Origin of the sequence: Comamonas testosteroni (assembly GCF_030505195.1) — a bacterium.
In the GTDB taxonomy this organism is placed as follows: domain Bacteria; phylum Pseudomonadota; class Gammaproteobacteria; order Burkholderiales; family Burkholderiaceae_C; genus Comamonas; species Comamonas testosteroni_G.
In genome coordinates, this window is the sequence record NZ_CP129672.1 from 829,508 (window position 1) to 855,689 (window position 26,182).

The 26,182-nt window shown below is 63.1% G+C and carries 24 protein-coding genes; 11 read left to right on the forward strand and 13 right to left on the reverse strand.

Annotated features, from left to right (window positions below; translation table 11 throughout):
- Window positions 1-74: 74 nt before the first annotated feature.
- The 4 genes from QYQ99_RS03775 to tolB all read right to left on the reverse strand — a co-directional run bounded on the left by QYQ99_RS03775 (window position 75) and on the right by tolB (window position 3,574).
- A complete protein-coding gene (locus tag QYQ99_RS03775; RefSeq protein WP_302091487.1) occupies window positions 75-899 on the reverse strand; it encodes a tRNA threonylcarbamoyladenosine dehydratase in 825 nt (274 codons plus the stop codon).
- Window positions 899-1,660: a tol-pal system protein YbgF gene (ybgF, locus tag QYQ99_RS03780; protein WP_302091488.1), complete on the reverse strand. Its 762-nt coding sequence runs from the start codon at window positions 1,658-1,660 to the stop codon at window positions 899-901. The genes QYQ99_RS03775 and ybgF overlap by 1 nt, the downstream gene beginning before the upstream one ends.
- Window positions 1,660-2,187 carry a peptidoglycan-associated lipoprotein Pal gene (gene pal, locus QYQ99_RS03785; protein ID WP_003056828.1) on the reverse strand — a complete coding sequence of 176 codons (528 nt, stop codon included), beginning with the start codon at window positions 2,185-2,187 and terminating at the stop codon, window positions 1,660-1,662. The genes ybgF and pal overlap by 1 nt, the downstream gene beginning before the upstream one ends.
- 67 nt (window positions 2,188-2,254) lie before the next feature.
- On the reverse strand, window positions 2,255-3,574 hold the full coding sequence (gene tolB / locus QYQ99_RS03790) for a Tol-Pal system beta propeller repeat protein TolB (RefSeq protein ID WP_302091489.1): 1,320 nt from the start codon (window positions 3,572-3,574) through the stop codon (window positions 2,255-2,257).
- A 300-nt stretch (window positions 3,575-3,874) separates the two neighbouring features.
- On the opposite strand from tolB, the gene msbA reads away from it, so the two are divergent.
- Window positions 3,875-5,743, forward strand: a complete 1,869-nt coding sequence (msbA, locus tag QYQ99_RS03795) for a lipid A export permease/ATP-binding protein MsbA (RefSeq protein ID WP_419145830.1) — start codon at window positions 3,875-3,877, stop codon at window positions 5,741-5,743.
- A 113-nt stretch (window positions 5,744-5,856) separates the two neighbouring features.
- On the opposite strand, the gene QYQ99_RS03800 is transcribed toward msbA, so the two are convergent.
- The 6 genes from QYQ99_RS03800 to mltG all read right to left on the reverse strand — a co-directional run bounded on the left by QYQ99_RS03800 (window position 5,857) and on the right by mltG (window position 10,766).
- A complete protein-coding gene (locus QYQ99_RS03800) occupies window positions 5,857-6,585 on the reverse strand; it encodes an ankyrin repeat domain-containing protein (RefSeq protein WP_302091490.1) in 729 nt (242 codons plus the stop codon).
- Window positions 6,582-7,412 carry a TatD family hydrolase gene (locus QYQ99_RS03805; RefSeq protein ID WP_302091491.1) on the reverse strand — a complete coding sequence of 277 codons (831 nt, stop codon included), beginning with the start codon at window positions 7,410-7,412 and terminating at the stop codon, window positions 6,582-6,584. The genes QYQ99_RS03800 and QYQ99_RS03805 overlap by 4 nt, the downstream gene beginning before the upstream one ends.
- Before the next feature lie 113 nt (window positions 7,413-7,525).
- Window positions 7,526-7,882, reverse strand: a complete 357-nt coding sequence (locus tag QYQ99_RS03810) for a PilZ domain-containing protein (RefSeq protein ID WP_302091492.1) — start codon at window positions 7,880-7,882, stop codon at window positions 7,526-7,528.
- 90 nt (window positions 7,883-7,972) lie between these two features.
- Window positions 7,973-8,998 (reverse strand): DNA polymerase III subunit delta', encoded by a 1,026-nt coding sequence (gene holB, locus QYQ99_RS03815; RefSeq protein WP_302091493.1) that lies wholly within the window; start codon window positions 8,996-8,998, stop codon window positions 7,973-7,975.
- Window positions 8,995-9,684 (reverse strand): dTMP kinase, encoded by a 690-nt coding sequence (gene tmk / locus QYQ99_RS03820; RefSeq protein WP_302091494.1) that lies wholly within the window; start codon window positions 9,682-9,684, stop codon window positions 8,995-8,997. Before tmk ends, holB begins: the two co-directional genes overlap by 4 nt.
- Window positions 9,685-9,773: 89 nt before the next feature.
- The gene (gene mltG, locus QYQ99_RS03825; protein WP_302091495.1) at window positions 9,774-10,766 is read right to left on the reverse strand and encodes an endolytic transglycosylase MltG; all 993 of its coding nucleotides are present in this window, start codon (window positions 10,764-10,766) and stop codon (window positions 9,774-9,776) included.
- 44 nt (window positions 10,767-10,810) lie between these two features.
- Between mltG and ygfZ the strand changes: the two genes are divergently transcribed.
- The 4 genes from ygfZ to QYQ99_RS03845 all read left to right on the forward strand — a co-directional run bounded on the left by ygfZ (window position 10,811) and on the right by QYQ99_RS03845 (window position 14,515).
- Complete coding sequence (gene ygfZ / locus QYQ99_RS03830; RefSeq protein WP_302091496.1) at window positions 10,811-11,767, forward strand: CAF17-like 4Fe-4S cluster assembly/insertion protein YgfZ; 957 nt, start codon at window positions 10,811-10,813, stop codon at window positions 11,765-11,767.
- Window positions 11,768-11,816: 49 nt separating this feature from the next.
- Window positions 11,817-13,301, forward strand: coding sequence for a sensor histidine kinase (locus QYQ99_RS03835; protein WP_302091497.1), 1,485 nt, complete (start codon window positions 11,817-11,819; stop codon window positions 13,299-13,301).
- A gap of 7 nt (window positions 13,302-13,308) precedes the next feature.
- Complete coding sequence (locus QYQ99_RS03840; RefSeq protein ID WP_302091498.1) at window positions 13,309-13,890, forward strand: response regulator transcription factor; 582 nt, start codon at window positions 13,309-13,311, stop codon at window positions 13,888-13,890.
- A gap of 118 nt (window positions 13,891-14,008) precedes the next feature.
- Window positions 14,009-14,515, forward strand: a complete 507-nt coding sequence (locus QYQ99_RS03845; RefSeq protein ID WP_302091499.1) for a GlcG/HbpS family heme-binding protein — start codon at window positions 14,009-14,011, stop codon at window positions 14,513-14,515.
- A 280-nt stretch (window positions 14,516-14,795) separates the two neighbouring features.
- Here the strand turns inward: QYQ99_RS03845 and QYQ99_RS03850 are convergent, their stop codons facing one another.
- Window positions 14,796-15,653, reverse strand: coding sequence for a GNAT family N-acetyltransferase (locus tag QYQ99_RS03850; protein WP_302091500.1), 858 nt, complete (start codon window positions 15,651-15,653; stop codon window positions 14,796-14,798).
- A gap of 21 nt (window positions 15,654-15,674) precedes the next feature.
- Window positions 15,675-16,655, reverse strand: coding sequence for an alpha/beta hydrolase (locus QYQ99_RS03855; protein WP_302091501.1), 981 nt, complete (start codon window positions 16,653-16,655; stop codon window positions 15,675-15,677).
- Between the two features lie 955 nt (window positions 16,656-17,610).
- Here QYQ99_RS03855 and QYQ99_RS03860 point away from each other — a divergent pair.
- The 5 genes from QYQ99_RS03860 to QYQ99_RS03880 all read left to right on the forward strand — a co-directional run bounded on the left by QYQ99_RS03860 (window position 17,611) and on the right by QYQ99_RS03880 (window position 23,311).
- Window positions 17,611-17,919, forward strand: coding sequence for a DUF3649 domain-containing protein (locus QYQ99_RS03860; protein WP_302091502.1), 309 nt, complete (start codon window positions 17,611-17,613; stop codon window positions 17,917-17,919).
- Entirely contained in the window at window positions 17,916-19,628 is a 1,713-nt protein-coding gene (locus QYQ99_RS03865; protein ID WP_302091503.1) for a PepSY-associated TM helix domain-containing protein, read from the forward strand. Before QYQ99_RS03860 ends, QYQ99_RS03865 begins: the two co-directional genes overlap by 4 nt.
- A gap of 3 nt (window positions 19,629-19,631) precedes the next feature.
- Window positions 19,632-19,991 (forward strand): DUF3325 domain-containing protein, encoded by a 360-nt coding sequence (locus QYQ99_RS03870; protein WP_302091504.1) that lies wholly within the window; start codon window positions 19,632-19,634, stop codon window positions 19,989-19,991.
- A gap of 338 nt (window positions 19,992-20,329) precedes the next feature.
- On the forward strand, window positions 20,330-21,046 hold the full coding sequence (locus tag QYQ99_RS03875) for a TonB-dependent receptor (protein WP_302091505.1): 717 nt from the start codon (window positions 20,330-20,332) through the stop codon (window positions 21,044-21,046).
- Window positions 21,047-21,124: 78 nt separating this feature from the next.
- Window positions 21,125-23,311 (forward strand): TonB-dependent siderophore receptor, encoded by a 2,187-nt coding sequence (locus QYQ99_RS03880; RefSeq protein WP_302091506.1) that lies wholly within the window; start codon window positions 21,125-21,127, stop codon window positions 23,309-23,311.
- Between the two features lie 146 nt (window positions 23,312-23,457).
- Here QYQ99_RS03880 and QYQ99_RS03885 read toward each other — a convergent pair whose 3' ends face one another.
- Complete coding sequence (locus QYQ99_RS03885) at window positions 23,458-24,429, reverse strand: AraC family transcriptional regulator (protein WP_302091507.1); 972 nt, start codon at window positions 24,427-24,429, stop codon at window positions 23,458-23,460.
- Window positions 24,430-24,572: 143 nt separating this feature from the next.
- Between QYQ99_RS03885 and QYQ99_RS03890 the strand changes: the two genes are divergently transcribed.
- A complete protein-coding gene (locus QYQ99_RS03890) occupies window positions 24,573-25,724 on the forward strand; it encodes an FAD-dependent monooxygenase (RefSeq protein WP_302091508.1) in 1,152 nt (383 codons plus the stop codon).
- Window positions 25,725-26,182: the final 458 nt, after the last annotated feature.

Here is a 26,182-nt window from a genome sequence, read left to right on the forward strand (position 1 = left end):
CAGTGGAATGACGTTATTGTAATCTATTTTCCCCGGCTCTTTGCCTAATTCTTGAATTAGTTGGATTAGCTAGGTTAGCTGGGTTTGCGAGCCAATTGATCAAGTACCCAGCCTGCTGCGCACTGACCAAAGGTCGCGGTGACAGCCACGACCGAGCCATAGCCGTGGCAGTTGAGACTGCCATCACCGCCTTCGATCGAGCAAGACGCATCAGGTGGTGCGACGGCCTCGCGGCTGAACACACAAGTCACCCCCATGCGCTTGCCATCCTTGGGAGCGCCATGCTGCTTGCGCAATCGGTAGCGCAGCTGCGATAGAAGCGGATCATGGGTCGTCGCACTCAGGTCTGCGATGTCCACCAAGTGGGCCATGCGCTTGCCGCCTGCAGCACCAACAGAGATAAAGCACTGCTTGGTTTTGCGCGCATGTGCCGCCATTTCGGCCTTGGCCTTGATCTGATCGCAAGCATCAATCACCGCATCCGCATCGGCCGGCAAGAGTTGCTGCCAGTTGTCCGGATCGACAAATTCATCGATGCAATTGACCGCGCAGGCCGGATTGATCTCGGCGATGCGGTCACGCATGGCATCGATCTTGGCCTGACCGACAGTGCTGGTCAGCGCGTGGATCTGGCGATTGATATTGGACTCGGCCACATGGTCCATATCGATCAGCGTCAAGCGGCTCACGCCGCTGCGCGCCAGCGCCTCGGCCGTCCATGAACCGACTCCGCCCACACCGACCACCACTACATGGGCCGCGCGAATCTGCGCTGCCCCCTGCACGCCGTACAGGCGCTCCAAACCGCCAAAGCGGCGCTGCACATCTGCTTCTTCCATAGAAAAAACAGCGCCGGATTGGGGCGCTGTTTCCGCTTGAGGCTGAGAATATTCGGCCATTATTTAAGTGTCGCCAGCTTGGACTTGGCAATCCCTGCGGCTTCCGAGTTCGGATAGGCCTGCAGCAGCTCTTCCAGGGTCTTGCGAGCTGCCTTGGTGTCCTTGAGTTCCACCAGACAGTTGGCGATGGACAGGGCCGCTTCGGGTGCACGAGCATGCATGGGCGCATTGGTCATGACCGAACGGAAATTGGCGATGGCATTCTTGTAGTCGCGCGTGGCGTACTGCGAGTTGCCCAGCCAAAAGCGTACCGACGGCGTATAGCCGCTCTTGGGCCATTGGCGCAGGAAAGCGGCGAAGGCCTGACCGGCCTCGGGGAACTTGCCCGAACGGAACATGCCCAGAGCCTGCTCGAATTCCTGCTGCTCATTGCGATCGGCAGTGAACTCCACGCCGTCCACAGTCACGCTGACGGGCTCGAACTGGCGCAGACGCTCGTCAAAGCCCTTTGCCAGATCTTTCTGGCCACGCTGCAACTCTGCGACGTCGCGTGTCAGTTGCTCGTTCTGACCTCGCAGCTTGGCCTGGTCCGACTTGAGCGACTCGATCTGCGACTGCAAGTCCAGCAGGCTGCGGCGGGTTTGCTCCTGCGATTGCTGCAGGCTGTCAACGCGCTGGCGCAGTTCGATGATGGCGCGGCGCGCCTCGTCATCACCAAACAGGGCTGCATGAGCGCTGATGGCGGAGCCGGCCAGCAGGCCGGCCGCTACCAGGCGAGGCAGCGTTGCGTGACGGAGAGTCAACAAGGCCTGCTTCATCATTAACGGTAGTTGATTTCAACGCGACGGTTTTGGGCGTAAGCGTCTTCGCCATGACCTTCAGCAGCGGGCTTTTCCTTGCCGTAGCTCACCGCTTCAACCTGCGCGTCGTTCACGCCCAGCAGGCCCAGAGAGCGGCGCACGGCTTCAGCGCGCTTTTGACCCAGGGCCAGGTTGTATTCACGGCCGCCGCGCTCGTCGGTATGGCCTTCCAGCTGCACCTTGGCCGCGGGGTTGGCCTTGATGAACTTGGCATGGGCTTCGATCTGGGGCTGTGCATCAGCCTTGACAGAGTAGCTGTCAAAGTCGAAGTAGACGATGCGGCTGACGCCCTGAGGGCCGGCCTTGGACGCTGCGGAACCTGTCAGGTCCACGCCCGACACGCCACTTTGGCCCTGGCCGCTGGTGCCTGCACCCTGGCTGGACAGCGAACCGTCAACGGGCTTGTCGTCCAGCTTGACGCCAGAGCTGCAACCAGCGACCAGCGCGGTCACAGCCAAAGCCAGGGAAAGACGTTTGATAGTCAACATGAGATTTCTCCGAACAGTCCACAATGGACTTCATCACTAGAAAGAAAGAGGGAAAGCAAACTTCAGATCACTGTTTTTGGAACGGGCCCCAGTCGGGCTCACGTATGTCTCCACTTGCACCTGCCAGACGTGCCTTGATCTTGCCGTCCAGCGTGGTGGTCATGAGCGCTTCACGGCCTCCCTGAATGGTGGCGTAAACAATCAGACGGCTATTGGGCGCAAAACTCGGGCTTTCGTCTGCCGTGGTGTCCGTGACGGAGTTCACTGTGCCTGTCGCCAGATCCATGACCTGGAGCTTGAAGCCACCGCCCACGCGGGAGACATAGGCTAGCCATTTGCCGTCGGGGCTGATGGCCGGCGAGATGTTGTAGTTGCCGGTGAAGGTCACTCGCTCGGCACTGCCGCCCGAGGACGAGACCTTGTAGACCTGAGGTGCTCCGCCGCGATCGCTGACGAAGTAAATGGTGCGACCGTCACTGGAGAAGCAGGGCTCGGTATCGATGCCGCTGCTTTGCATGAGACGGCGGGGCTCACCGCCCTGGGCGCTGAGCAGATACAGCTGCGAGCCACCGTCGCGGCTCAGCGTCACGGCCAGACGGCTGCCATCGGGCGACCAGGCGGGAGCGCTGTTGGAGCCGCGGAAGTTGGCCAGCAGACGACGATGGCCGCTGGCAACATCGTGCACGTAGACCACGGGCTTGCGTGACTCGAAGGACACATAGGCCAGTTGCGTGCCGTTGGGCGCCCAGGCTGGGGAAATGATGGGCTCGGGGCTGGACAGCGCAGATTGGGCATTCTCGCCGTCCGCATCGGCAATCCACAGGCGGTAATGAGCACCGGCCTTGGTCACATAGGCAATGCGGGTGGAGAAAATGCCTTTCTCGCCCGTGAGCTTTTCATAGATGTAGTCGGCAATGCGGTGGGCCACGAGGCGCAGATCGCCGGTGGTGACTGCGAAGCCCTGACCACCCAGGTCCTGGCCCTTGACCACATCCCAAAGACGGAAGCGCACATCCCAGCGGCCATCGGCCAGACGCGTGATGCTGCCGGTCGCCAGCGAATCGGCACCCTTTTGGCGCCACAGGGCCACATCGGGACGGGAGGTTTCGTCAAGCGCCATGCCTGAGGCATCCACGCCGCGGAACTGTCCGCTGCGCTCCAGGTCGGCCTGGATGATGGCGGAAATCTTCTGCGGGGCCGAGCCTTCCCCCTTGAACTGGGCAATTGCGATCGGCAACTGTGTCAGGCCCACGCCTGTTACCTCAACCCTGAACTGGGCCAGTGCCGGAAGGGCCGGCGTGGCGGCTAACGTTGCCAGCATGGCTCTGCGGGAAGCGCGCGGCCCTGCCGCCCAGGTTGTCAGGGATGGAAGTCGGTCAATAGTCATTGGCAGCCATCAAAATTTCCGGAATTGCCCGGTACAAACACAAGCGCGAATGTTACACACACTGACGGATTCCTGATGTAAGAACGTGCTCAGTAGGGTGATCAAACGCAAGTGTCCCAAAACTTTCAGATCGGGAGCATGCCAGAGTCTGCGTGAGTGCAGAGGCAATCCCCTCGCCGATTCTGCCGCAGGCTGGCGCTTTATATTCAAACAGGCATAGTTGGTTACAACTTCATCCCGAATTTCATCTATTGAGATCACTGTCGACTCCAAAAGCACAAGCCCTAAAATCACGCGCTTATGCAAGCCACACCGCCCCCATCGCCGAGCGAGACCTCCAAGGCCGTCACGGCCCCAGCTCCCGCTCAAGCAGCACCCGTCCATCCATCCGAGCTGCCGCTGATGCAGCGCCTCAAGCGCCTGACGCCTTATTTCTCGGGCCAGCGCTGGGCCTGGGGTCTGGCCATCCTGGCCACGCTGGTGGGGGCAGCAACCGAGCCCGCCATGCCGGCACTGCTCAAGCCTTTGCTCGACAGTGGTTTTACGACAGGGTCGCTGCCGCTGTGGACGGTGCCGGTGTTTCTGATCGGCCTGTTCGTCGTTCGCGGCCTGGCCCAGTTCACGGGACAGTACGCGCTGGCACGCATCACCAATGACGGCATGCTGGGTCTGCGCCAGAAGCTCTTCGAGCGCCTGCTGGCCGCAGACATGAGCCTGTTTTCCAGGCAATCGGCCTCCGCGCTGTCCAACACCATCGTCTACGAGGTGCAGACCGGCGCCCAGCAGTTGGTGCAGGCCATGATGAGCATCTCTCGCGACGGCTTCACGCTGATCGCCCTGCTCGGCTACCTGATCTATCTGAACTGGCAGCTCACGCTGATCGTGGCCTTCATGGTGCCGGGTGTGGCCTGGGTCATGAAGACGCTGTCGCGCCGTCTGTACCGCATCACCAAGTCCAGCCAGACGGCCACCGACGAGCTGGCCTATGTGGTGGAGGAGAACGTGCTGGCCCACCGCATGGTGCGCCTGCATGGCGCCCAGGCTTCGCAGCAGTCGCGCTTTGGCGAGCTGAGCCGTCAGCTGCGCGGCCTGAACACCAAGGCCACCATCGCCTCGGCCGCCATGACGCCGCTGACCCAGGTGCTGGCGGCAATTGCGCTGTCGGTGATTCTGTGCATCGCCCTGTGGCAAAGCCGCGAAGGCGGCGCCGCCATCGGCTCGGCCAGCGTGCAGGATGTGACCGTGGGCGGCTTTGCCGCCTTCATCTCGGCCATGCTGATGCTGATTGCGCCCATCCGCCGCATGGCCGATGTGGCCAACCCCATCACGCGCGGCGTGGCCGCACTGGAGCGTGGCCTGGCCCTGCTCGAAGGCTCCACCGACGAGCAAGGCGGCAGCTTCAAGCCCACCGCCAAGGTCAGCGGCGCACTGCAGCTGAGCGATGTGAGCGTGCAGTTCGGCCCAGACAAGGCTCCGGCCCTCTCGCACCTGAGCCTGAATGTCAAGGCCGGCGAGGTCGTTGCCCTGGTCGGCCCGTCCGGTGCCGGCAAGACCACGCTGGTCAATCTGCTGCCCCGCTTTTTCTCGCCCACCAGCGGCCAGATCATGCTGGAAGGCGTGCCCGTGGCCGACTGGGACCTGAACACGCTGCGCCAGCAGTTCGCCATGGTCAGCCAGGACGTGGTCATGCTCAACGACAGCGTCGCGGCCAATGTGGCGCTGGGCAAGGATATTGACGAGGCCCTCGTCTGGTCCGCGCTGGAGGCCGCCAATCTGGGCGACTTTGTGCGCAATCTGCCTCAGGGCCTGCACACCCTGGTGGGCCACAATGCCAGCCAGCTCTCGGGCGGTCAGCGCCAGCGCCTGGCCATTGCCCGCGCGCTCTACAAGGACGCACCGATCCTCATTCTGGACGAAGCCACCTCGGCGCTGGACAACGAGTCCGAGCGCCTGGTCCAGCAGGCCCTGAACCGGCTGATGCAGGGCCGCACCACGCTGGTCATCGCCCACCGCCTGTCCACCATCGAGCATGCGGACCGCGTGGTCGTCATGGAGCGCGGCCAGATCGCCGAGCAAGGCTCGCATGCGCAGCTGATGGAGCTCGGCGGCCTCTATGCCCGCCTGCACAACCAGGTGCGCAGCTCGACCCCCGGAGAGCCTCAAATTTAATAGCTGCTACCGCATGTAAACAAAGGACTTCAGAGTCAAATGACCATGAAGTCCTTTTTCATTAAGCGCTAGCAGCTATCAAAATAGAATTAGCCGTTGCTGAACCCCATTCGCTACCAGCTCCCGCGCGGGGGCTGGGTACGGCGCTCGTGCTGCAGCGCCTTGCCCAGCAAATCGACCATGTACTGCCGGTCCACGAGCCTGGCGAAGTCCGCTGCCGTCATATTGCGCTGGTTGCGCAGCGTGATGTCCGCGCCCTCCTGCAGCAGCAGTCTGACCACGGCTTCACTGCTGTACTGGGCGGCCAGCATCAGCGGCGTGCTGCCGTTGGGCGAAGCGGCATCGATATAGGCGCTTTCTTCGAGCAGCAGCTTGATGATGTCCAGCGTCTGCGGCGTATCGGCCGAGGCCGCATAGTGCAGCGGGGCCCAGCCCTCGCGATTGACGTCGGCGCCGCGCTTGATCAGCTCGCGCACAATATCGAGGTGCCCCTTGATGCAGGCCATCATCAGCGGCGTCTCGTTCTGGCGCGAGGCCAGATTGACATCGATGCGAGGCGCCTTGAGCAGCACATCGAAGACCTGGAGCGAGTCCTGATGCAGGGCCGCCACCAGCCCCGGGCGCCCGCGCGAATCCAGGGTGTTGGCATTGAAGCCGCGAAAGATCAGATTCACCATGACACGGGCGTTGTCGCTGACCAGCGCCCGCGAATAGTCCTCGTAGTCATTGGCCAGGGCCAGCCCTGGCAGGCCCGCCACCCCGACGACAGCAGCACCGGCCCAGCGCAGACTCTGGCGGCGGCTCAATGACGATGCAATCGATGGGGCAGCAAAAAGGCTCATGCACTCGCTCCAGAGTTCGCTGACAAGGTCACGCCCTTGAACAGGCGGTCAAAGTTGGCACTGGTGGCGGCAGCCACCTCCTCGATGGAGATGCCGCGCACCTGGGCAATCTGCTTGGCCACAAAGGGCACGTAGGAAGGATTATTGGTCTTGCCGCGATAGGGCACGGGGGCGAGATAGGGACTGTCGGTTTCTATCAACAGCCTGTCCAGTGGCACGAACGCCGCCACGTCCCGCAGGTGCTGGGCATTCTTGAAGGTCACAATGCCTGACAAAGAGATGTAGTAACCCATGTCCAGACCGGCACGGGCCACTTCGGCGGTTTCGGTGAAACAGTGAAAGACACCTCCGGCCTGGGTGCCGGAATCCGCCTCGCCGCACTCGCGCAAAATGCCCAGGGTGTCGTCGGAGCTGCTGCGGGTGTGGATGACCAGCGGCTTTTGCGTGATCTGCGCAGCCCTGATATGCGTGCGAAAACGCTCGCGCTGCCATTCCAGATCGGCAATCGTGCGACCGCCCTTGCGATCTTCCATGCCGTAGTAATCGAGCCCGGTCTCGCCGATCGCCACCACACGCGGCAGTGCCGCGCGCTCCACCAGGTCCTGCACGCTGGGCTCGGTCATGTCTTCGGTGTCGGGGTGCACGCCCACGGTGGCCCAGAAATTGTCGTAGTCCAGCGCCAGCTGGTGCACTTCGGGAAACTCTTCCATCGTCGTGCTGATGCACAGCGCGCGCGTGACCTTGGCAGCAGCCATGGCTTCGCGGATCTGCGCGATGTTGGCACTCAGTTCGGGAAAATTCAGGTGACAGTGGGAATCGGTAAACATAGAAATTGGACCGCCCCTGAGCGGCTGCGCCGGCTTCCCCAGGGAACGACGCCATCGCGGCGAGACAGCTATTGCTCGGCGTCTCTGATGTGGGAGCGCGCCAGTATTAATAATCAGATTGTCTGGGTCGGCTTCTCGGAGCTCAGGGCCGTGCCCAGAATCTGCTCGATCTTGGCCCTGAGCTCGGCGGACTTGGCATCCTTGGGAAACTGGATACCCACGCCCTGGGTTCGATTGCCGGAAGCACGCTCGGGTGTCACCCAGGCCACACGGCCCGCGACCGGGTAGCGCTGCGGATCATCGGGCAGGGTCAGCAGCACGTAGACATCATCGCCCAAGCGATAGTCACGCTGCGTGGGCACAAAAATCCCCCCTTCGGTGAACAACGGAATATAGGCGGCATACAGCGCCGCCTTCTCCTTGATCGCCAACTGCATCACGCTGGGACGAGGGGTGGTAATTGCGTTCATAGTGGGTAGCAGAATTCTTGTGATGGCCGGGCGGCGCAAATCGCAAGGTTAACACCCGAGAAAATTTTGACCAAGCCCATGCCGCATGACCTAGCGAGCGGCTCTGGCGGCTTTGCCCGAGATCAGCACCGCCCGTGCCCTGGAGGCCAGGGCTTCCGTCATCAGCCCGGCATTGAAGGGGTGATCGGCCGTGCGCGCCGCCTGCACCAGCTCGCGCGACCATTCGGCCAGCAGCGCCATGGGCAGCGGCTTGCCCGGCAGATCGGCAGGCGAGAAATACCGGGGCTCGCCGCCGCCGGCCAGAGTCATCAGGTCGTGGCAGATTTTCTGCAGCGCCTGCACGGCATCCACCGGCGCAAAAGCCGCCAGAGCAGCCACATCCCCCTTGGCCAGCTGCCTTGGCAACTGCGCCCAGGCGGCGGCCTTGCCCGCGTCCGCCGCCATGCGCAGCGCATCGCCGGGTCGACCGCCGGTAGCCTGCAGGGCCGCGGCGGCATCGGGCTCGTTCAGTCCTTGCGCCTGCAGCCACTGCGCGGCCTCGGCTGCGGCAGGCCAGGTCATGGTGTGCGTCAGGCAGCGGCTGCGAATGGTGGGCAGCAACTGGTGGGCGGCCTCGCTGGCCAGCACGAAGCGGGTGTCTCCGGGCGGCTCCTCCAGCGTCTTGAGCAAGGCATTGGCAGTAATCGCATTCATTTGCTCGGCCGGGTAGACCAGCACGGCCTTGCCACGGCCGCGCGCGCTGGTGCGCTGGCAGAACTCCACGGCATCGCGCATGGCATCTACGCGGATTTCCTTGCTGGGCTTGCGCTTTTTGTCGTCAATGTCGGCCTGGGCTTTTTCCGGCAGCGGCCAGCCCAGCGCCATCATCTGCACCTCGGGCATGAGCACGCACAGATCGGCATGGGCACGCACCTCGATGGCATGGCAGCTGGCGCAGTGGCCGCAAGCGCCTTGCGCAGACGGCTGCTCGCAAAGCCAGGCGCGCACCAGCGACAAGCCCAGTGCGTACTGACCCAGACCCGAAGGTCCTTGCAGCAGCCAGGCATGACCGCGCTGGGCCAGCAAGCGGCCACGCTGCGCAGCGATCCAGGGTGCTTCGAGATCAGAGGCGCTCATGACTTGCTGCCCACCATGATGGCCAGCCAGCCCTTGCGCACCACGGCCTGGGTGATCTGCTGCCACACGGCGTGGCGGCTGGCATGGGCATCGATGCGCACAAAGCGCTGAGGTGCCGTCCGGGCGCGCTCGGCATAGCCTTGGGCCACACGGGCAAAGAACTCGCCGGGCTGGGCTTCGAAACGGTCGGGAACACGGGCCGTGGTCAGGCGCTCGGCCGCCACTTCGGCGGGCAGGTCAAACCATAGCGTCATGTCGGGCTCGCGCATGAAATCCGGGGCCTGCCCTGCCTGCAGCGCAGTACCGGTCTGCGCCATGCGCTCCAGAACCGATAGTTGCTCCCAGCTGAAGCCGCGGCCAGCGCCCTGGTAGGCAAAAGTGGCGTCGGTAAAGCGGTCGCTGATGACCACCTCGCCACGCGCCAGCGCCGGCTCTATGACCTGCACCAGATGGTCGCGCCGGGCCGCAAAGGCGATCAGCGCCTCGGTCAGCGGATCCATGGCGTCATGCAGCATCAGGGCCCGCAGCTTTTCGGCCAGCGGCGTGCCACCAGGCTCGCGCGTGAGCGTGACCACCCGGCCCTGGTCGCGAAAAGCCTGGGCCAGGGCCTCGATATGCGAGGACTTGCCCGCGCCGTCGATGCCTTCAAAACTGATGAACAGACCCTTGGATAAAGCTGTACTCACTGATATTTCCTCTAGTGCAGCGCATGGCGGCACCAGTTGTTTGATTCGACACAGGGCACAGGCCAGGGCCTGCCGCCCTCAAAGATTGCTTACTGACCGCGCTGGTAGCGGTTGACGGCCCTATTGTGCTCGTCCAGCGAGGCGCTGAAATGGCTGGTGCCGTCACCTCTGGCGACAAAGTACAGCGCCTTGGTCTGATCGGGCTGCACGGCCGCCATCAACGCTGCCTTGCCCGGCATGGCAATCGGCGTGACGGGCAAGCCTGCACGGGTATAGGTGTTCCAGGGTGTGTCTTCCAGCAGATCGCGCTTGCGCAGATTGCCATCAAAGCTGGCCCCCACGCCATAGATGACCGAAGGATCGGTCTGCAGGCGCATGCCTATGCGCAGGCGGTTGGAGAAAACGCCGGCAATCTGCGCGCGGTCTGCAGCGCGGCCGGTTTCCTTTTCCACGATGCTGGCCAGGATCAGGGCTTCGTCGGCAGATTTGAGCGGGGTATTGGCTGCCCGCATGGCCCAGGCATCGGCCAGACGGCGATCCATGGCGTGCAGCGCACGGCGCAGCACGGCCATGTCCGAGCTGCCCTTGGCATAGGTATAGGTATCGGGGAAGAAACGCCCCTCGGGCGGCACGCCCACCCGACCCAGGGCCGTCATCACGGCTTCGTCGCTGAGCCCTGCGCTGTCTTGCTTGAGGAACTCCTCACGCGCCAGCGCCGCGCGCACCTGGCGCCAGTTCCAGCCTTCGACAAGAGTCAGCGCACGCAGGCTTTCCTCGCCCCGCGCCAGCTTTTGCAGCAGCACATAGGGCGTGAGCCCCGTGCTCAGTTCGTAGTTGCCGGCCTTGATGGCGCGATCCTTGCCCGAGAGGCGAAACCACGCATAGAGCAGGCGCGCATCGGTTTGCACCCCGGCCTTGACCACGTTCTGCGCCACGCCACGCGGCGTGGTGCCGGGCTCTATCTCCAGCTCCAGACTGGATTCGGACAGTTGCAGCGGCTGGTTCAGCCACCACCAGGCGCCTCCTGCCGCCAGGGCAGTCAGCAACAGCAAAAATATCAGTGCTCGAATAAGGGCACGCACAAGCTAGATCCATCAGTACACAGAGCGACGATCATAATTCAGCCATGACCCAGCCCAAGACGCTGCCCCTGAACGGCATTACCCCCATTTCCCACCTTGGTGTCATCCGCGCCGTTGGCGCCGACGCAGCCAGCTTTCTCCACGGCCAATTGAGCAACGATTTCGCGCTGCTCAAGTTCGATCAGGCCCGCCTCGCGGCTTTTTGCACGGCCAAGGGCCGCATGCTGGCCAGCTTCATCGGCTTCAGGCGCAGCGCTGATGAGATTGTGCTGATCTGTGACCGCAGCCTGCTGGCGCCCACGCTCAAGCGCCTGTCTATGTTTGTGCTGCGCGCCCAGTGCAAGCTCAGCGATGCGACGGCTGACTTCGCCCTCTACGGACTGACGGGCCAGGCGGCCGAGCAACTTGTCGGCAAGAATGCGGCGGCCTGGACGCTCAAGCAGCAAGGCGATGCCCATGTGCTGGCGCTCTACCCCGGCGCAGGCAACCAGCGTGCGCTGTGGATGGGCCCTGCAGGCCAGGCCCCCGAAGGACAGTTGCTGAGCGAAGACCTCTGGCAATGGTCAGAAGTCCAAAGCGGCGTGGCCACGCTGTCGGCACCGGTAGTGGATGCCTTCGTGCCCCAGATGCTGAACTACGAATCCCTGGGCGGCGTCAACTTCAAAAAGGGCTGCTACCCCGGCCAGGAAGTGGTGGCCCGCAGCCAGTTCCGCGGCACGCTCAAGCGCCGCGCCTATCTGGTGCATGCCGAGCAGGCTCTGAGCGTCGGCCAGGAAGTCTTCAGCGCCGAAGACCTCGAGCAGGCAACCGGCTCCGTGGTGCAGGCTGCAGCAGCTCCACAAGGCGGCTGGGATGCCATCGTCTCGATGCAGATTGCCTCCGCCTCGCGCGACGATCTGTTTGCCCACGCGGCGCTGGCCGAAGGCCAGAGCGCCGATGCGGGCAAGGGCATTGCGCTGCAGGTCCTGCCCCTGCCCTACGAGCTGCTGGCGGATATCTGAACCTCTCTGGCCCGGCATTGCCTGCCCGGCCACCGCTACACTTCGGCGCATGAGCAACTCGCCCCCGGACTACCGCCACCGCTGGCTGCTGGCCCTGGCCTGGGGGCTGTTGTGCGCCCTGATCCTGGCCCTGCAGTGGTGGCAGGCTCATGTCCGGCAGCAGCAGGAGCAGTTGCAGCTGACCCAGACCGTGCAACGCCAGATGCTGGAGAAAGTCGCTCAGCACAAGGCCCACCTTACCGCCCTGACTGCCGTGGCACCGCTGGATGCAGCCAAGGAGTCATCAGCTCTGCAGCATATTGCGCAATCGGTGCAGACCATTTACCCGCGCGTGCAGGAAATTCAGCTGGTCACCGCGGCCACACCCGCCACAGGCAGCTGCCGGGACCCGGCCGTGGCTCAGACTGCCGCGCCTCTGGCGCCGCGAGCCAGCGCCAGCCTGCCTGACTCCCTGCATCCGGGCCATTATCTTTTCCTCAAAAAGATAGCAGACCCCGAAGGCTGGCTCTGCGTTCGCATTGATGCTTCCCACTTGCTGGACGACAAAGTCCTGCCCGACGACAGCGGGCTGCGCATCCGCCTTCATGGCCGCACCTTGCTGGAGCCGGCAGCTCAGCTGCAGCAAAGCCACAGATTTGGCGAATTCACTCTCGCCGGCTATGACCAGCCTCTGCAGGTGCAGTTGCTCAGCCGTCCCCGCAGCCTGGTGAGCTGGAGCATGGTGCTGATCAGCGCCCTGATCAGCGCCGCGCTGGTCGGTGCGGTTCAACTGGTCTGGCAAAGCCGCCAGCAGGCCAGGCGCCACCAGCGGCGCGCCCAGTTGCTGGCCAATGAAGCACAGCTGGCCCATGCCTCGCGCGTCAACGGCATGGGTGAGATGGCCTCGGGCATCGCGCATGAGCTGGCCCAGCCCGTCACCGCCCTGCTCAGCCAGAGCCAGGCCGCGCTGCGCGCCCACGAGCTGGGCAAGACCGAGTTGCTGGCGGCTGCCCTGCAGGCCAATGTGCGCGAGGCCAGGCGCGCAGGCGCCATTCTGGATCGCATGCGCAGCTATGTGAGCAACGCCCCCAGCCAGCCGCAGAGACTGGATCTGGCCCAGGTCGTCGATCAGGCCCTGCTTCTGCTGGAGGGCCCGGCACGCCAGGCCAAGGTGGCGCTGCACTGGCAGGCGCCACTGCAGCCTTGCAGCGCCTGGGCCGACCCCGTGGCGCTGGAGCAGGTGCTGCACAACCTGGTGCGCAATGCGCTCGATGCGCTTGGCCAGACGCAGGACGCGCAAGCAGCCATCAGCATCACGCTGGAGCAAAGCGGTGGCGAGGCCCTGCTCGTAGTGCAGGACAACGGCCCGGGCATGACTGCTGCCACGGCACAGCGCATCTTCGAGCCGTTTTTCACCACCAAGTCCGATGGCATGGGGCTGGGCCTGCCGCTTTGCGCCACCTTGATGGAGCGCATGGGCGGGCGTCTGGAGTATGTGCCCGGCCCGCATGGCGCCCGCTTTGTCATGCATCTGCCGCTGGATGGAACCGATTAGCCTGCACATGATTTATCTGATCGATGATGACCCGTCGGTGCGCAACGCTCTGCATCTGCTGCTGCAGACCTATGAGCTGCCCGTGACCTGCTTTGAATCTCCCGCCGACTGCCTGGCCCATCTGGATCGCGGCCGGCCCGGCATCCTGATCACCGACCTGCGCATGCCCATGATGTCCGGCCTGCAGCTGCACGAGCAGCTCATGGCCCAGGGCGTGGACTGGCCCACGATCGTGATTACCGGCCACGGCGATCTGCATGCCTGCCGCCGCGCCTTCAAGGCGGGGGTCACCGATTTCCTGACCAAACCCATCGAAGAGCAGACCCTGCTGCAAGCCATCGAGTCGGCACAGACCCGGCTGGACCAGCAGGCTGAGCGCAACGAGGCCCGGCAAAGCTTGCGCGGCCTGACCGAGCGCGAGCGCGAGGTGCTGGAGCTGATCACCAAGGGACTGGGCAGCAAGGAAATCGCAGCTGCGCTCGATATATCGGTGCGTACCGTGGACACACACCGTGCCAAGCTGGCCGAAAAGCTGGGCACGGGATCGGTCGCCGAGCAGACGCGACTGCTGCTGACTGCGGCCTGCTGAACAGCCCGACTCGGTAGGATTACCGATGGCCATCCGTTGCCTTGCGAATGGGCACCGAGGACGTCCGTTCTTACAGTTCTGTCATCGCTTGTTCACCCCGTCTTCAAGGAGCTTTGACATGAACCAACGCCTGCGCAACATCGCCCTGTGCACCCTGACCCTGACTGCCGCCATGGCCGGCACCAGCACCGCCTCTGCTGCGACCACCTCCACCCGCAGCATCGCCAGCGCCACTGCCTTGCAGTTGGCCCAGCAGACCGTGGCAGCCTGCAGCGCCGAGGGCTATAACGTCAGCGCCTCGGTGCTGGACCGCTCGGGCGTGCTGCTGGCCATGGTGCGTGCCGACGGCGCCGGCCCTCATACCGTCGAAGCCTCGCGTGCCAAGGCCTTCACCTCGGCATCGTCGCGCAACCCCACCAGTGGCATCGCCAAGGCCATTCAGTCCAATCCCGATGCAGCCGGCATGGCGAATATCCCCGGCTTCCTGGTGCTGGGCGGCGGCGTGCCGCTGAAGATCGGCAATGAAACCATTGGTGCCATTGGCGTGGCCGGTGCGCCGGGCGGCCATCTGGACGAAGCCTGCGCCCAGAAGGCCATCACCGCACTGAAGGATCAGTTGCAGTAATGCCTCCCGCACGCAGGTGAGAAAGGACAGGGCTCAGACCTGCGTGCGACAAGGGCCGCGAAGCAGGCCGCCGCAGAGCGCTCCCGCCAGCGGGTGGCGCCCACCTGCAGCCCCTGGGACTCAGAAAACCCCGTAGCGATAAGCCACATAGGCGGCCGCCGCCACCCCGATCAGACTGAGGACGGTCATGATTCTTGCCATGGACGCTCCTTAGAATAAAGCATCAAATCAGGCCTGAACGCTTATATATAAAGCGTTACAAGCTATCAAAACAGAAGTTTCAAAGCACCCGGCACATGGTGATGTGGGGAATGCCGGCCTCCTCATAAGGCTCGCCTACCGGCGTAAAACCTGCACGCAGATAAAAGGCTTCGGCATGGCGCTGAGCGTGCAGCACGATTTCCTTGTCGCCGCGCTCGCGTGCAGCATCGATCAGGCTCTCCAGCACCATGCGCCCCCAGCGGCCGCCGCGCACGCTGCGATCCACGGCCATGCGGCCGATACGTGCCACGCCCGGTGCATCGCTGACCAGCCGGCCTGTGGCCACGGGCTGGTTCAGGCCATTGAACAGGACCACATGGCGCGCCACAGGGTCGAACTCGTCTATTTCTATCTCGCGCGGCACACCCTGCTCGCGCACAAACACGGCCAGGCGCAGGCGCTCGGCGTCGCGCCCCAGATCGTTCCAGCTGCCCGAGCGCAGCGTGACGACCTCCTGCCCAGTTTCATAGGCCGTGAGCAGATCCCGCATGGCCTGGGGTACGGGCCTGGGGGTCTGCGTCTGGGCGTCGGCAAAGACATAGACCAGCTCCACGGTGTTGAGCAGCTCCATGCCTCGGAAGATGCCGGCCTCGAACTGCAGCGAGGTATTGCCCTGTTTGACACAACGGATGCCGACATCCAGCACATCGCCCAAGGTGGCCGAGCCGTGATAGATCGTGCTGGCCTTTTTCACAAACAACTCGCCGCCCAGTGATGCAAAACCTGCCTCATAAGGAATGGCCAGCTGGCGCCAGTAGTTGGTGATGGCCACATCGGCATACATCAGATAGTGGGCGTTGAAGACAATCTTCTGCGCGTCCACTTCGGCCCAGCGCACCTCGATACGGGTAAAGCTGCGAAAGTCCTGTCGATTCATGGTTCTTACTCTGGTTGCAATTCAATTCAATCCAAACGCACCGCGCAAGGCCTGCGCCATATCCCGGTGCGCCTGACGCGCCTCGGCAATCACGCGGCCCATCTTGACGAACTCATGGGTCACGCCCTTGTAGATTTCCAGATCCACAGGCACACCCGCCATGCGCAGCTTGTCAGCATATTCCACGCCCTCGTCCACCAGGGGATCGCACTCGGCCAGACCGATCCAGGCGGGTGCGACATGGTCGACATCGGGCGCCAGCAAGGGCGCGAAGCGCCAATCCTCGCGGTCTTGGGGGTTGGCAATATATTGCGCGAAAAACCAGGTGATGGACGGCTCTTCCAGCACCAGTCCATGGGCAAAGCGGCGATGGGAGTCGGTATCCTGATGCGCCGTGGTGCCTGGATAGATCAGCAGTTGCAAGGCCAGCTGAAGCCCGGCATCGCGTGCCTGGATCGCACAGGCTGCCGCCAGCGTACCGCCTGCGCTGTCGCCGCCGATGGCCATGCAGCTGCCGTCCGCTCCCAGGCTTGCCGCATGGGCCGCCAGCCACTGCAGCGCATCCCAGGCATCGTTATGTGCAACGGGAAACTGGAACTGCGGCGCCAGGCGATAGTCCAGCGACACAACCATGCAACCCGCCAGATGCGCGAGCTGACGGCAAAGCGGATCATGCGTGGCCACGCTGCCCACGGTAAAGCCGCCGCCATGCAGATACAGCAGCACAGGCAGGCCCGCTGCGGGAGCTTCATCCCGGGCCACCGGTGCATAAAGGCGGGCAGGCAGATTCGCTCCGTCGCGTGCGGGAATCTGCAGGTCCTCCACACGGGGCAAGGCCTGCCTGGGTATCTCCAGCACGCCGGCACCGGCCTCATAGGCGGCCTTGGCAGCTTCAGCTCCCAGCTGGTACATGGGCTTACGCGCGGCCCGCTCCATGCGGCGCAGCACATCGCGCATGGAAAGTGTCAGGCTGACTGGCAAAGCCGCAGAGGAATCGGACATGATCACGGTGAATAAAAAACACAGGCTGGCATTGTGCGTTGCAACTTCGGAGTCTGCATGCAAGTGGAGGCAATTGTTCGGAATCGATACCGTCGCAGACGCATTCCCGTGAGCCGGCCCATGCCGGTGCTTGCTCCCAGCCCTGCCCGGGGCAGTCGGGGCAGCATGCATGGGTGCGGCAAGGAGCGTCAGGGCGGACTCATGGCATCGGCAAGGCCCGCCAGCATCTCATCGCGGCTGCTGGCAGCTCGCGGCAGCCGCTCACCGCTTGGCGAGTGGGCTTCGGCAGCTGTTCAAGGTGCCAAGGGTTGCGCCCAGAAGCCCGAGCCGGTATGCCCGGGTGACGATATAGCCACCGATCACTCCCTCTGTTCACGCAGATCGGGATCGGCCCAGGACTTGCAGCCCAGAGGCGCATTGGCTGAGAAGACGCATATAGGTGTCCTGTGCCTGATCCGAAGCATCCTTCACACAATGCACTGGCCGCTTCAGCCAGTTCACCAGCCATCCGTGGTGATCGCAGTAGAGCGTGTGTAGAAGAGAAGAAGAAGAAGAACTAGCTTGCACACCAGCTATGGCTCAGGGGAAGAACGCCCCCCCGGCGATGAGTCGCCCAACGCGCCAGGAAGGGCCTTCAGACATCCGCCAGGCAGGCAATGGCCAATGATGGGCAGAACTTCAGATGCCGTTTTTAAGGCCACGCAAGCCCAATCACAGAAATAAATACAAATCATTCTTAATTGCATCTATAATCGACTTTACATTTCTTCGCACGCCCGCATGATTTCTTGACACAAGCCAGCCAGCGAATCTGCCACATCGTTTGCTTGTCTGTCATGCTGAGCTTTCCGTCTACCTGCTTTTCCTCGCCAAGGGTGATTCACCCGCGCTTTGTCGTTGCAGCTCCTGTCTGCGGCCATCTTTGCCGCCCGGCGCCAGCACATCAGGAGGCGGTATGAAAGCCACATCGCCCCTCATTCACTACCGCCTTGCGGTTGCCTCGCGCAGTGTGGCTGCCGTGCTTGGAGGCTATGCGCTGGCCGCAGTCAGTACTGCTGCCCTGAGTCTGCTGCTGAACTCCTTGATGAGTCGCGTGGAGGCAGCAATGACAGCCACCTTGCTGTCCTGGGTCATTTACGCCATAGCTATTGCCTGGACCTTCTATGCACGCACGGCTTGGCTTGCCTGGGCCGGTGTACTCCTTCCTGCCCTAGCCCTAAGCGCAGTGCTGTATGGGCCATTGTGGTTGGGAGTGGAAGCATGACCCCACCTCAAACCAAGACAAGCGCCAAAACCACGCGCCAGCCCGAACAAGAGGGTTTCCGCCAGGCCATGTCCTGGCTGCATACATGGTCAGGGCTGATTCTGGGCTGGCTTCTGTTTGCGATCTTCGTCACCGGCACGCTGAGCTTCTTCAAGAACGAATTCAATATGTGGATGCGGCCTGAACTTCATGGCCTGCCACCACCCGACAGTGATGTGGCGCAACGCGCTCAGGCTGCGCTGCACAGGCACGCCCCAGGCGTCAGCAACTACATCATGCGTCTGCCCGACGAACGTACGCCGGCCGTCAATGTGCTGTGGCGCGACAAGCCCAACAGCCGCTTCGAGACTTTGCTGCTGCACCCGCAAACCGGCGCAACACTGCAAGCCCGCGAGACCGCCAGCGGAGAATTTTTCTACCGCTTTCATTTCGAGCTTCGCACCGCTCACAAGGGCCGCTGGACGATTCAGGGCCGCTGGGTGGTGGGCGTGGCGACGCTGATGATGTTCATTGCCTTGCTGACCGGCGTGGTCACACACCGCCGCATCTTCAAGGACTTCTTCACCTTTCGCCCGCGCAAGGGAGGACAGCGCGCCTGGCTGGACGCACACAACGTCTCGGGGGTACTGGTGTTGCCGTTCTATCTGATGATTACGTTCAGCGGTCTGATGATTTTCCACGCCATGTACATGCCGGCCGGCATCGCTGCCGTCTACCCTGGCGCGAAAGGAACGGACACTCAAAGCTATTTTTCCGAATTGCAGGGCGACGCTCCCGGCGCGCGAAGCGCCAGGCGTGGCAGCAACGCACAGGCGGAACCCCTGCCTATGGTGGATCTGGCCCCCATGCTGAGCCAGGCCGCTCAGCTGTGGCGGGGCGGCCGTGTCGGCAGCATCACCGTGCGCAGCGACAGCCAGGGTCCTTTGGTGGAAATCACCCGCCACGACGGCGACAGGCTGCAGTACGGACCAGCGCGGCTGCGCTTCGATGGCCGCACCGGTCAGCTGCAAACCCAGGTCGATCCACAAAGCCCGGCCATCAAGACCTATGGCGTGCTCTATGGCCTGCATCTGGCTCGCTTCGCCGATATCGGGATGCGCTGGGTGCTGTTTGGCTTTGGCGTCATGGGCTCGCTGATGATTGCCTCGGGCCTGATACTGTGGTCGGTCAAGCGCCGCGCCCAGGCGCTGCGCAAGACACCTGCCGCCCCCCTGCCCTTTGGTGAACGGCTGGTGGCAAGTTTCAATATCGGCCTCATGGGCGGCCTGCCGCTGGCGATCGCGGCCTATCTGCTGGCCAACCGGCTGCTGCCATTGGAGATGCCGGGCCGCCCCGATGCCGAACTGTCCTGCTTCTTCGGCACCTGGGCGCTGGCCTTGCTGCTGGGTCTGATACGGCCCATGCGCCAAGGCTGGGCGCTGGTGCTGGGTATGGCCGCCGCCGCATACCTGCTATTGCCTTGGGTCAATGCCTTGACCACTTCCACTCATCTGGGCATCAGCCTGCCCGCCATGGACTGGAGCTGGGCCGGCATGGACCTGAGTTTTGCAGCCATGGGGCTGATGCTTGCCGCTCTCACCCGGCACCTGCTGCGAGGCAGGCCTCAGCCTGCAGCCAGACATGCAGGCCCCGCCAAGGGCGCGGCAGCTCCCGGACGCAAGCCCAGCGCCCAGTTGATCTCGGGCGACAACGCGGCACAGGAGGCCTAGGAGATGCTGCTCGACTTTCTGTTGTGCTTTGCCGCCTGGACGGCTCTTGCCCTGGCCATGGAGCGACATCACGAAGACGCTTGGCCGGATATCGATAGTGAAGCTCCCGCCACCGTACTTCGCCGCCAGCGCCTGTTCCAAGCCGGCTGGATCCTGCTGGTGTTGTCACTGGGCATTGCTCTGGGCTTTGCGGGCGCAACCACCACAGCCATGTCGGCCACGGTGTGGACGGCCGCTCTTTGCCTGGCGGCTCTGGCCGCCACCAGCATGGCGACCTGGCAAGCACAGCGCCTGCCCTTGCTTGGCTTGATGGCACTGGCACTGGGAGTACTGGTTTTTACCTTCGACCGCCTCGGTCCTTGACGGACTGCACTCACAGCCCGCAGAGGCCACGAATCAGAGAGCCGCTGAGCGTCAATGAATGAACCCAGGCGCCTATTGATGCAACAGAAATCCCGATCATGACCGGGCAAGGACATGGCATGTGCATCGCGGTGCAGCAGCCGCCTCGGCGCTTGCATGACTGGCCGTGGCCCATCGATTGAACAAGAGGTGCGAGGAAAGAGCACAGGGCCATACAAGAAATCAACAGGCTCTCTTTTCGTGGAATCCAGACCGGCACTTGAGTCTGGATATCGGGCAGACGACCTTCACTCGTGCAGAGCAATGCATTCACCTATCCCGCATCCAAGGAGATTTTCATGCGCCATTTTTATCACCCCATAGCTCTCGCCACTCTGCTGCTCGCCAGCCTGTGCACAGCCCACGCTCATCAAGTCTGGCTGGAAAACGATGGCGACCAGGCCCAGTTGTTTTTTGGCGAGTTCAATGACAACCTGCGCGAGACCTCGCCTGGGGCGCTGGACAAATTTCTGGCCACGCCCACGCTGGCCCAGCAAACAGCCCGCGGCACGCAACAACTAAGCGGCCAGCGAAACGCCACGGGCTTCAGCTACAACGCGGCAAGCCAGGCTCAAACCCTATTTGCCAGCACCGTCTATCCCTTGATTGACCGCAGCAAGCGCAATGAGCCAGCCTTGCTGTGGGTCCCTGCGGCCCGCTGGGTAGCAACGCCAACACAGGCCGTGGCCGTCAATGCCCAGGCCCTGGATTTGGTGCCCACGGGCCAGCCGGGTCAATTCATGGTGAGCTTCAACGGTCTGGCACTGCCCAAGGCCAAGGTGCAAATCGTCGCCCCCTCGGGCTGGTCGCGCGAGGCGCAAAGCGACGAGCAAGGCCGGGTCAACTTTGCCCTGCCCTGGAAGGGCCTGTACGTGGCCGAGGTGCATCACAACGACAAGCAAGGCGGCGAAGCGCAGGGCAAGCGCTATGGCGAGGCCAGCTATGTGACCACGCTGAGCTTCAGCCTCAAGGACGGCATGCCATCGCCCGCCCTGCCCGCCGCCCCCAAGCCCTGATGCGCAGCAGCGCATCGAACCCCGCCAACACAAAGGCCCCGACGCTTTTTGCAGGGCCAGCCATTTGACAAACGCATCATGAACTCCTCTTATCCCGGTCTGACCGACCGACGTTCGCTGGCCTGGCTCAGCGCCCTGGCCTGCCTGAGCCTGGGCACTCAGGCACAGACCTCGCTTCCCGCACCCAGCGCTGACGGCAATGCCGAAGTCATGCTGGCCCCCGTTACCGTGCAAGACAGCCTGGCCAGTGAAACCGCCACCGGTCCGGTCAGCGGCTTTGTCGCCCGGCGTGCGATCTCGGCCACCAAGACAGATACACCCCTGATCGAAACGCCGCAATCCATCAGCGTAGTCACGCGCGACCAATTCGAAGCACAGGGCGTGACCACCCTGCGCGAAACCACGCGCTACACGGCGGGCATCAATTCCAGCTATTTCGACAACCGCGTGGACTCTTTCAAGGCCCGTGGCGGTGATGTCAGTCAGTACCAGGACGGGCTGCTGCGCACTTACGGCACCTACAACAACATCAAGGTCGAGCCCTATACGCTGGAGCGTGTGGAATTCCTGCGCGGCCCCTCCTCCGTGCTGTATGGCCAGGGCAGCGTGGGCGGTGTGCTCAACCTGACCAGCAAACGCCCCCAGGCCGAGCGCATGCGTGAGGTGCAGATACAGCTGGGCAGCCACGGCCGCAAGCAGATTGCCAGCGACATGACGGGAGCCATGGACGACGAGGGAAAGTGGCTCTATCGCCTGGTGGCCGTGGGCCGCGACAGCAACACCCAGGTCGATCACGTCAAGGACGACCGCGTGGTGATTGCGCCTTCTCTGACCTATCGTCCCAGCACCGATACTTCGCTGACGCTGCAAGCCCTGTACCAAAAGGACAAGAGCGGCTCCATCACCCAGTTCTTTCCCTGGCAGGGAACGCGCCTGCCCAGCCCCTACGGACAGATTCCGACCCGCACCTTTATCAGCGAACCGGGTTGGGACAAGTACGACTCCGAAAACAAGTCATTTGGCTATCTGTTCAGCCATCGTCTGAGCCCTCAATGGACACTGCGTCAGAATCTGCGCCGCACCATCAGCGAAGTCGACTACCGTACGCTCTACACCAGTTTTGCAGCCAACGCTGCCACGGGCCGTCCAGCGCGCCCGGTGTTTGACGCCAACGGCCGCACCGTACCGCGCGATGCCGTGTGGCAGATCAATGGCGGACGCATGCTGCTGATCGACACACAGCTCGAAGGCCTGCTGCAAACCGGTGAGGTTCAGCACCAATTGCTGGCCGGCATGGACTGGCAGCGCAACACCAGCAACCAATCCAACTGGCGCGGACCAGGCACAGCGCTGGATGTCTACAACCCCGTGTATGGCACGTTCATGCCGCCCTCGGCCTCCCAACTGGTACGTGCGCCCAACGTGGCACAGCGCCAGCTCGGTGTCTATCTGCAGGACCAGTTGCGTTGGGGCCCCTGGACCGCGACAGTGGGCTTGCGTCACGACAAGGCCAAAACCGAGACCGAAGGTCGCCCGGCAGCGGCCGCCGACGACTCTGCCACCACCAAACGCCTGGGCGTGACGTACCAGGCCAGCGGCGGCTGGGCTCCGTATGTCAGCTACACCGAATCCTTCCAGCCTCTGGGCGGCGTGGACTTCTACGGCACGCCGTTCAAACCCCAGCGCGGCAAGCAGTTGGAAGCCGGCGTGAAATGGATTCCTGAGGGCAAAGGCATCTCTGGCTATGCTGCGGTATACGGCCTGCGTGAACAGAATCGCAAGACCAATGATCCGGCCAACCCTCTCAACAGCCTGCAACTGGGCGAGGTCAAAACCCAGGGCTTTGAAGCCGAGCTGATCGCCAGCCTGGCCAGAAACTGGGACTGGACGCTGGCCTATGCCTATACCGACGCAAAAATCAGCCGCAGCAACGCTGGCGACCAGGGGCAGCGCGTGGCCTCGGTATCGCGCCATATGGCCTCCAGCTGGCTGATGCATCGATTTGCCGCTCAGGGCCGCGGAGGCTGGAGTCTCGGTGCCGGTCTGCGCTATGTCGGACCACAGTGGAGCGGTACTTCTGCCATCAGCACGCCCTCTTCCCTGCTGGCAGACGCGATGGTGGCGTATGACGCTGGCGACTGGCGCCTGGCTCTGCACGCCAACAATATCGGCGACAAGGTGGTGATCACCCAATGCCTGTCGCGCGGCGACTGCTTCTACGGCGAACGCCGCAACTTTCTGCTGACGGCCACCTATCGCTATTGAGCGGACAGGCAATGCGAGCAACGTCCAGCCGCCACTATGAAATCCGAGGCGAAGGCGTCAAGAGCACCTGCTCTTTGGTTTGCGAGGGCAGCTGGCGAGGCAGGTTGCGCTTGATTGAGGTGCCGCACGCAAGCGGCTGGAGGATCTCATTTCAGCGCAGCAAATTCGTTTCTGAGCGCCTTGGTGTTGCGCTGATAGGCGCGCGGCGGCAGACCGCACCAGCGCTTGAAGGCGCGGGCAAAAACGCGCTCTGACTCGTAGCCGCAATCCTCGGCGATCTGGGCCAGCGGCAAACCCGATTCCAGTTGCTGGGCGGCATGTGCCATGCGCTGCTGCTGCAGATAGGCCATGGGCGATTCTCCAACCAGCGTCTTGAATTTTTCGGCAAAGAGCGAGCGCGACATGGCCGCCTCCCTGGCCAGGGCCTGCAAGGTCCAGCCATGGCTGGGGCGGCCGTGGATGGCGGCCATGGCCCTGGCAATCTGCACATCGGCCAGGCCGCGCACCCAGCCTTGACCGTGCTGCTGCTGTGCGGCGAAATGGTTGCTGAGCAGGTGGATCAGGACCAACTCACCCAGGCGCGCGGCTGCCAAGCGCCAGCCGGCGCGTCGCGCCAGCGAGTCCTCTATCAGAGTCTGCAGCATGCTGCCCAGCATGGCCGGTGGTGCGGCCTGCGCCGCAGGGATGTGCAGCAGCGGCGGCAGCAGAGTCAATATGGTGTGCCGGCAGTAGGCCGATATCCAGAGCAGCACCGAATCGATGCGGGTCTGGGCCCCGCCTCCGCCATGCTCGAACGTCAGAGGATTCTCGTCCTTTGGCCCCTGGGCAAAGCGCTCGATCATGCGTGCGAACGGAACCGGAGCCAGCGCGAGGTCCGACGCAATTACGTGCGGACTGCCCAGCGGCAGCACCACCAGATCGCCAGGCAAGACCTGCAGCGGTGACTGGCCCTGTACTTGCAGCCAATACGGCTGCCCCTGGGCGACGCGGATCATGGTCCCCGGCACTCCCTCGGACGCGAGCGCCCAAGGCTCACCCAATGAAAAGCTGGCCGTCACCGCGCGCTCGGCTCGGCAGATGGCCAGCACGTCGCTTAAATGGTCGCTGCTTTGTTTCATGGAGGATTCCGGACGATTTGTGTCATTTTATGGATGGTTTGCGCTTCACGTGACAGGCGGCCTTGTCGACACTGGCAGGCACCGTAAGCGGGCTGCCAGTGCAGCACGGAACGCGCAAACCATACCCATATCAAGGAGCAAACATGTCCAAGACACGATTGAAAATAGGCATTGTGGGCGGCGGCATTGGTGGCCTGGCCGCCGCCAACGCGCTGCACTGCAACGGACACGAGGTGACGGTGTTCGAGCAGAGCCGGCAATACCTGCGCGTAGGCGCCGACATCAATCTGACGCCCAATGCAGTACGCGCGCTAGACGGACTGGGCGACGGCATTGCGGCTGCCGTGCGGGCTTCGGCTGCCCGCCCAACGCACCGTATCAGCCGCACCTGGGACAACGGCGAGGAAACATCACGCCTGACCATGGGCGATGAGGCCGAGCGTCAATACGGTGCGCCCCAACTCACTATCCATCGCGCAGACCTGCTGGCTGCGCTGGCCGACGCCTTTCCCCATGAGCAGGTGAAGTTCGCCAAACGCGTCAACCGGATTGTGCAAGCCGATGCCGGTGTTGCCGTGGAATTTTCCGACGGTGCGCGAGTCGATGGACTGGATGCGCTGATAGGCTCGGACGGAATTCATTCGGTGGTGCGCACATCACTGTTTGGCGCAGAGAGCCCGCGCTTTACCGGTGTGGTGGCGTTTCGCACCGTGGTTCCCACCGAGCGCGTGCACCATGTTCCCGATATCGGTGCCTTCACCAAATGGTGGGGACCGACTCCGGACAGCCAGATCGTGACCTTTCCGCTCAATCAGGGCCGCGACACCTTTATCTTCGCTACCACGGCGCAGGAGTCCTGGCATGAGGAATCCTGGACCACCGAGGGCAGCGTAGCCGAACTGCGCAGCTTTTATGCTGGCTTTCATCCACATGCCCGAGCCTTGCTGGATGCGTGTGACAGCGTGCTCAAGACGGCTTTATATGAGCGCGACCCGCTGCCGCACTGGTCGCAGGGGCGAGTGTCGCTGCTCGGAGATGCCAGCCATCCCATGATGCCGTTCATGGCCCAGGGTGCCGGCATGGCGATCGAGGACGCCGTAGTGCTGGCCCGCAATCTTGATGCAGTGCAGGATGCCGAAGACGTTGCGCAAGCCTTGCAGAACTACGAGGCCATGCGCAAGCAGCGCACCAGTCAGATCCAGATCGGCTCGCGGGGCAATAACTGGCTGCGTGCCGGAGGCAATGCCGACTGGGTCTATGGCTATGACGCGTGGCAAGTTGCTTTGACGGCCTAACCTGCTGCCTGTTCCATCTGAGCGCCATCACACCCCGGCAGTGTTGCCCTGCGCTGCGCCACTGGGGCCGATGGTTCTGCCATGAACGGGCATCGTGGCGCTGTCGACATCTGACGCAAAGCATGGTGCATGGCTGGCAGGAGCCCATGCGTTGCTTGGCCCATTGCATGGGGCCTGCCTCCATCCATGAGCAAGAAGGCAGGAGTCTGCGAGAGTGCATCCTGCCATGGCGGATCCGGATCTCGCCAAGCGCTTCAGACTTGCGAGACCTATCCGAGGACGGTGACGAGCGACCTCGGAAGCCTGGCGAGAGTGTGCGCCTTTGACACCCGGCCACGGCTTTGGAGGTTGCCGGCTCCAGCCCTCATTCTCAAAATGGCGCATCAACCGGCGAAGCACATGTAATGTGCGGATGACCCCGCCTGCAGCACGCGGAAATTCGTGCGTCTATATGTGTT

Coding starts and splice junctions, on each gene's coding strand:
- QYQ99_RS03810 (WP_302091492.1), bottom strand. CDS start 7,882: ATGAACGCAATTACCACCCCTCGTCCCAGCGTGATGCAGTTGGCGATC.
- QYQ99_RS03855 (WP_302091501.1), bottom strand. CDS start 16,655: ATGTCCGATTCCTCTGCGGCTTTGCCAGTCAGCCTGACACTTTCCATG.
- QYQ99_RS03870 (WP_302091504.1), top strand. CDS start 19,632: ATGCTGCTCGACTTTCTGTTGTGCTTTGCCGCCTGGACGGCTCTTGCC.
- QYQ99_RS03875 (WP_302091505.1), top strand. CDS start 20,330: ATGCGCCATTTTTATCACCCCATAGCTCTCGCCACTCTGCTGCTCGCC.
- ybgF (WP_302091488.1), bottom strand. CDS start 1,660: ATGATGAAGCAGGCCTTGTTGACTCTCCGTCACGCAACGCTGCCTCGC.
- QYQ99_RS03805 (WP_302091491.1), bottom strand. CDS start 7,412: ATGTTTACCGATTCCCACTGTCACCTGAATTTTCCCGAACTGAGTGCC.
- QYQ99_RS03850 (WP_302091500.1), bottom strand. CDS start 15,653: ATGAATCGACAGGACTTTCGCAGCTTTACCCGTATCGAGGTGCGCTGG.
- QYQ99_RS03840 (WP_302091498.1), top strand. CDS start 13,309: ATGATTTATCTGATCGATGATGACCCGTCGGTGCGCAACGCTCTGCAT.
- ygfZ (WP_302091496.1), top strand. CDS start 10,811: ATGACCCAGCCCAAGACGCTGCCCCTGAACGGCATTACCCCCATTTCC.
- holB (WP_302091493.1), bottom strand. CDS start 8,998: ATGAGCGCCTCTGATCTCGAAGCACCCTGGATCGCTGCGCAGCGTGGC.
- QYQ99_RS03865 (WP_302091503.1), top strand. CDS start 17,916: ATGACCCCACCTCAAACCAAGACAAGCGCCAAAACCACGCGCCAGCCC.
- pal (WP_003056828.1), bottom strand. CDS start 2,187: ATGTTGACTATCAAACGTCTTTCCCTGGCTTTGGCTGTGACCGCGCTG.
- QYQ99_RS03890 (WP_302091508.1), top strand. CDS start 24,573: ATGTCCAAGACACGATTGAAAATAGGCATTGTGGGCGGCGGCATTGGT.
- QYQ99_RS03845 (WP_302091499.1), top strand. CDS start 14,009: ATGAACCAACGCCTGCGCAACATCGCCCTGTGCACCCTGACCCTGACT.
- QYQ99_RS03880 (WP_302091506.1), top strand. CDS start 21,125: ATGAACTCCTCTTATCCCGGTCTGACCGACCGACGTTCGCTGGCCTGG.
- msbA (WP_419145830.1), top strand. CDS start 3,875: ATGCAAGCCACACCGCCCCCATCGCCGAGCGAGACCTCCAAGGCCGTC.
- QYQ99_RS03775 (WP_302091487.1), bottom strand. CDS start 899: ATGGCCGAATATTCTCAGCCTCAAGCGGAAACAGCGCCCCAATCCGGC.
- QYQ99_RS03800 (WP_302091490.1), bottom strand. CDS start 6,585: ATGAGCCTTTTTGCTGCCCCATCGATTGCATCGTCATTGAGCCGCCGC.
- QYQ99_RS03835 (WP_302091497.1), top strand. CDS start 11,817: ATGAGCAACTCGCCCCCGGACTACCGCCACCGCTGGCTGCTGGCCCTG.
- QYQ99_RS03885 (WP_302091507.1), bottom strand. CDS start 24,429: ATGAAACAAAGCAGCGACCATTTAAGCGACGTGCTGGCCATCTGCCGA.
- QYQ99_RS03860 (WP_302091502.1), top strand. CDS start 17,611: ATGAAAGCCACATCGCCCCTCATTCACTACCGCCTTGCGGTTGCCTCG.
- tolB (WP_302091489.1), bottom strand. CDS start 3,574: ATGACTATTGACCGACTTCCATCCCTGACAACCTGGGCGGCAGGGCCG.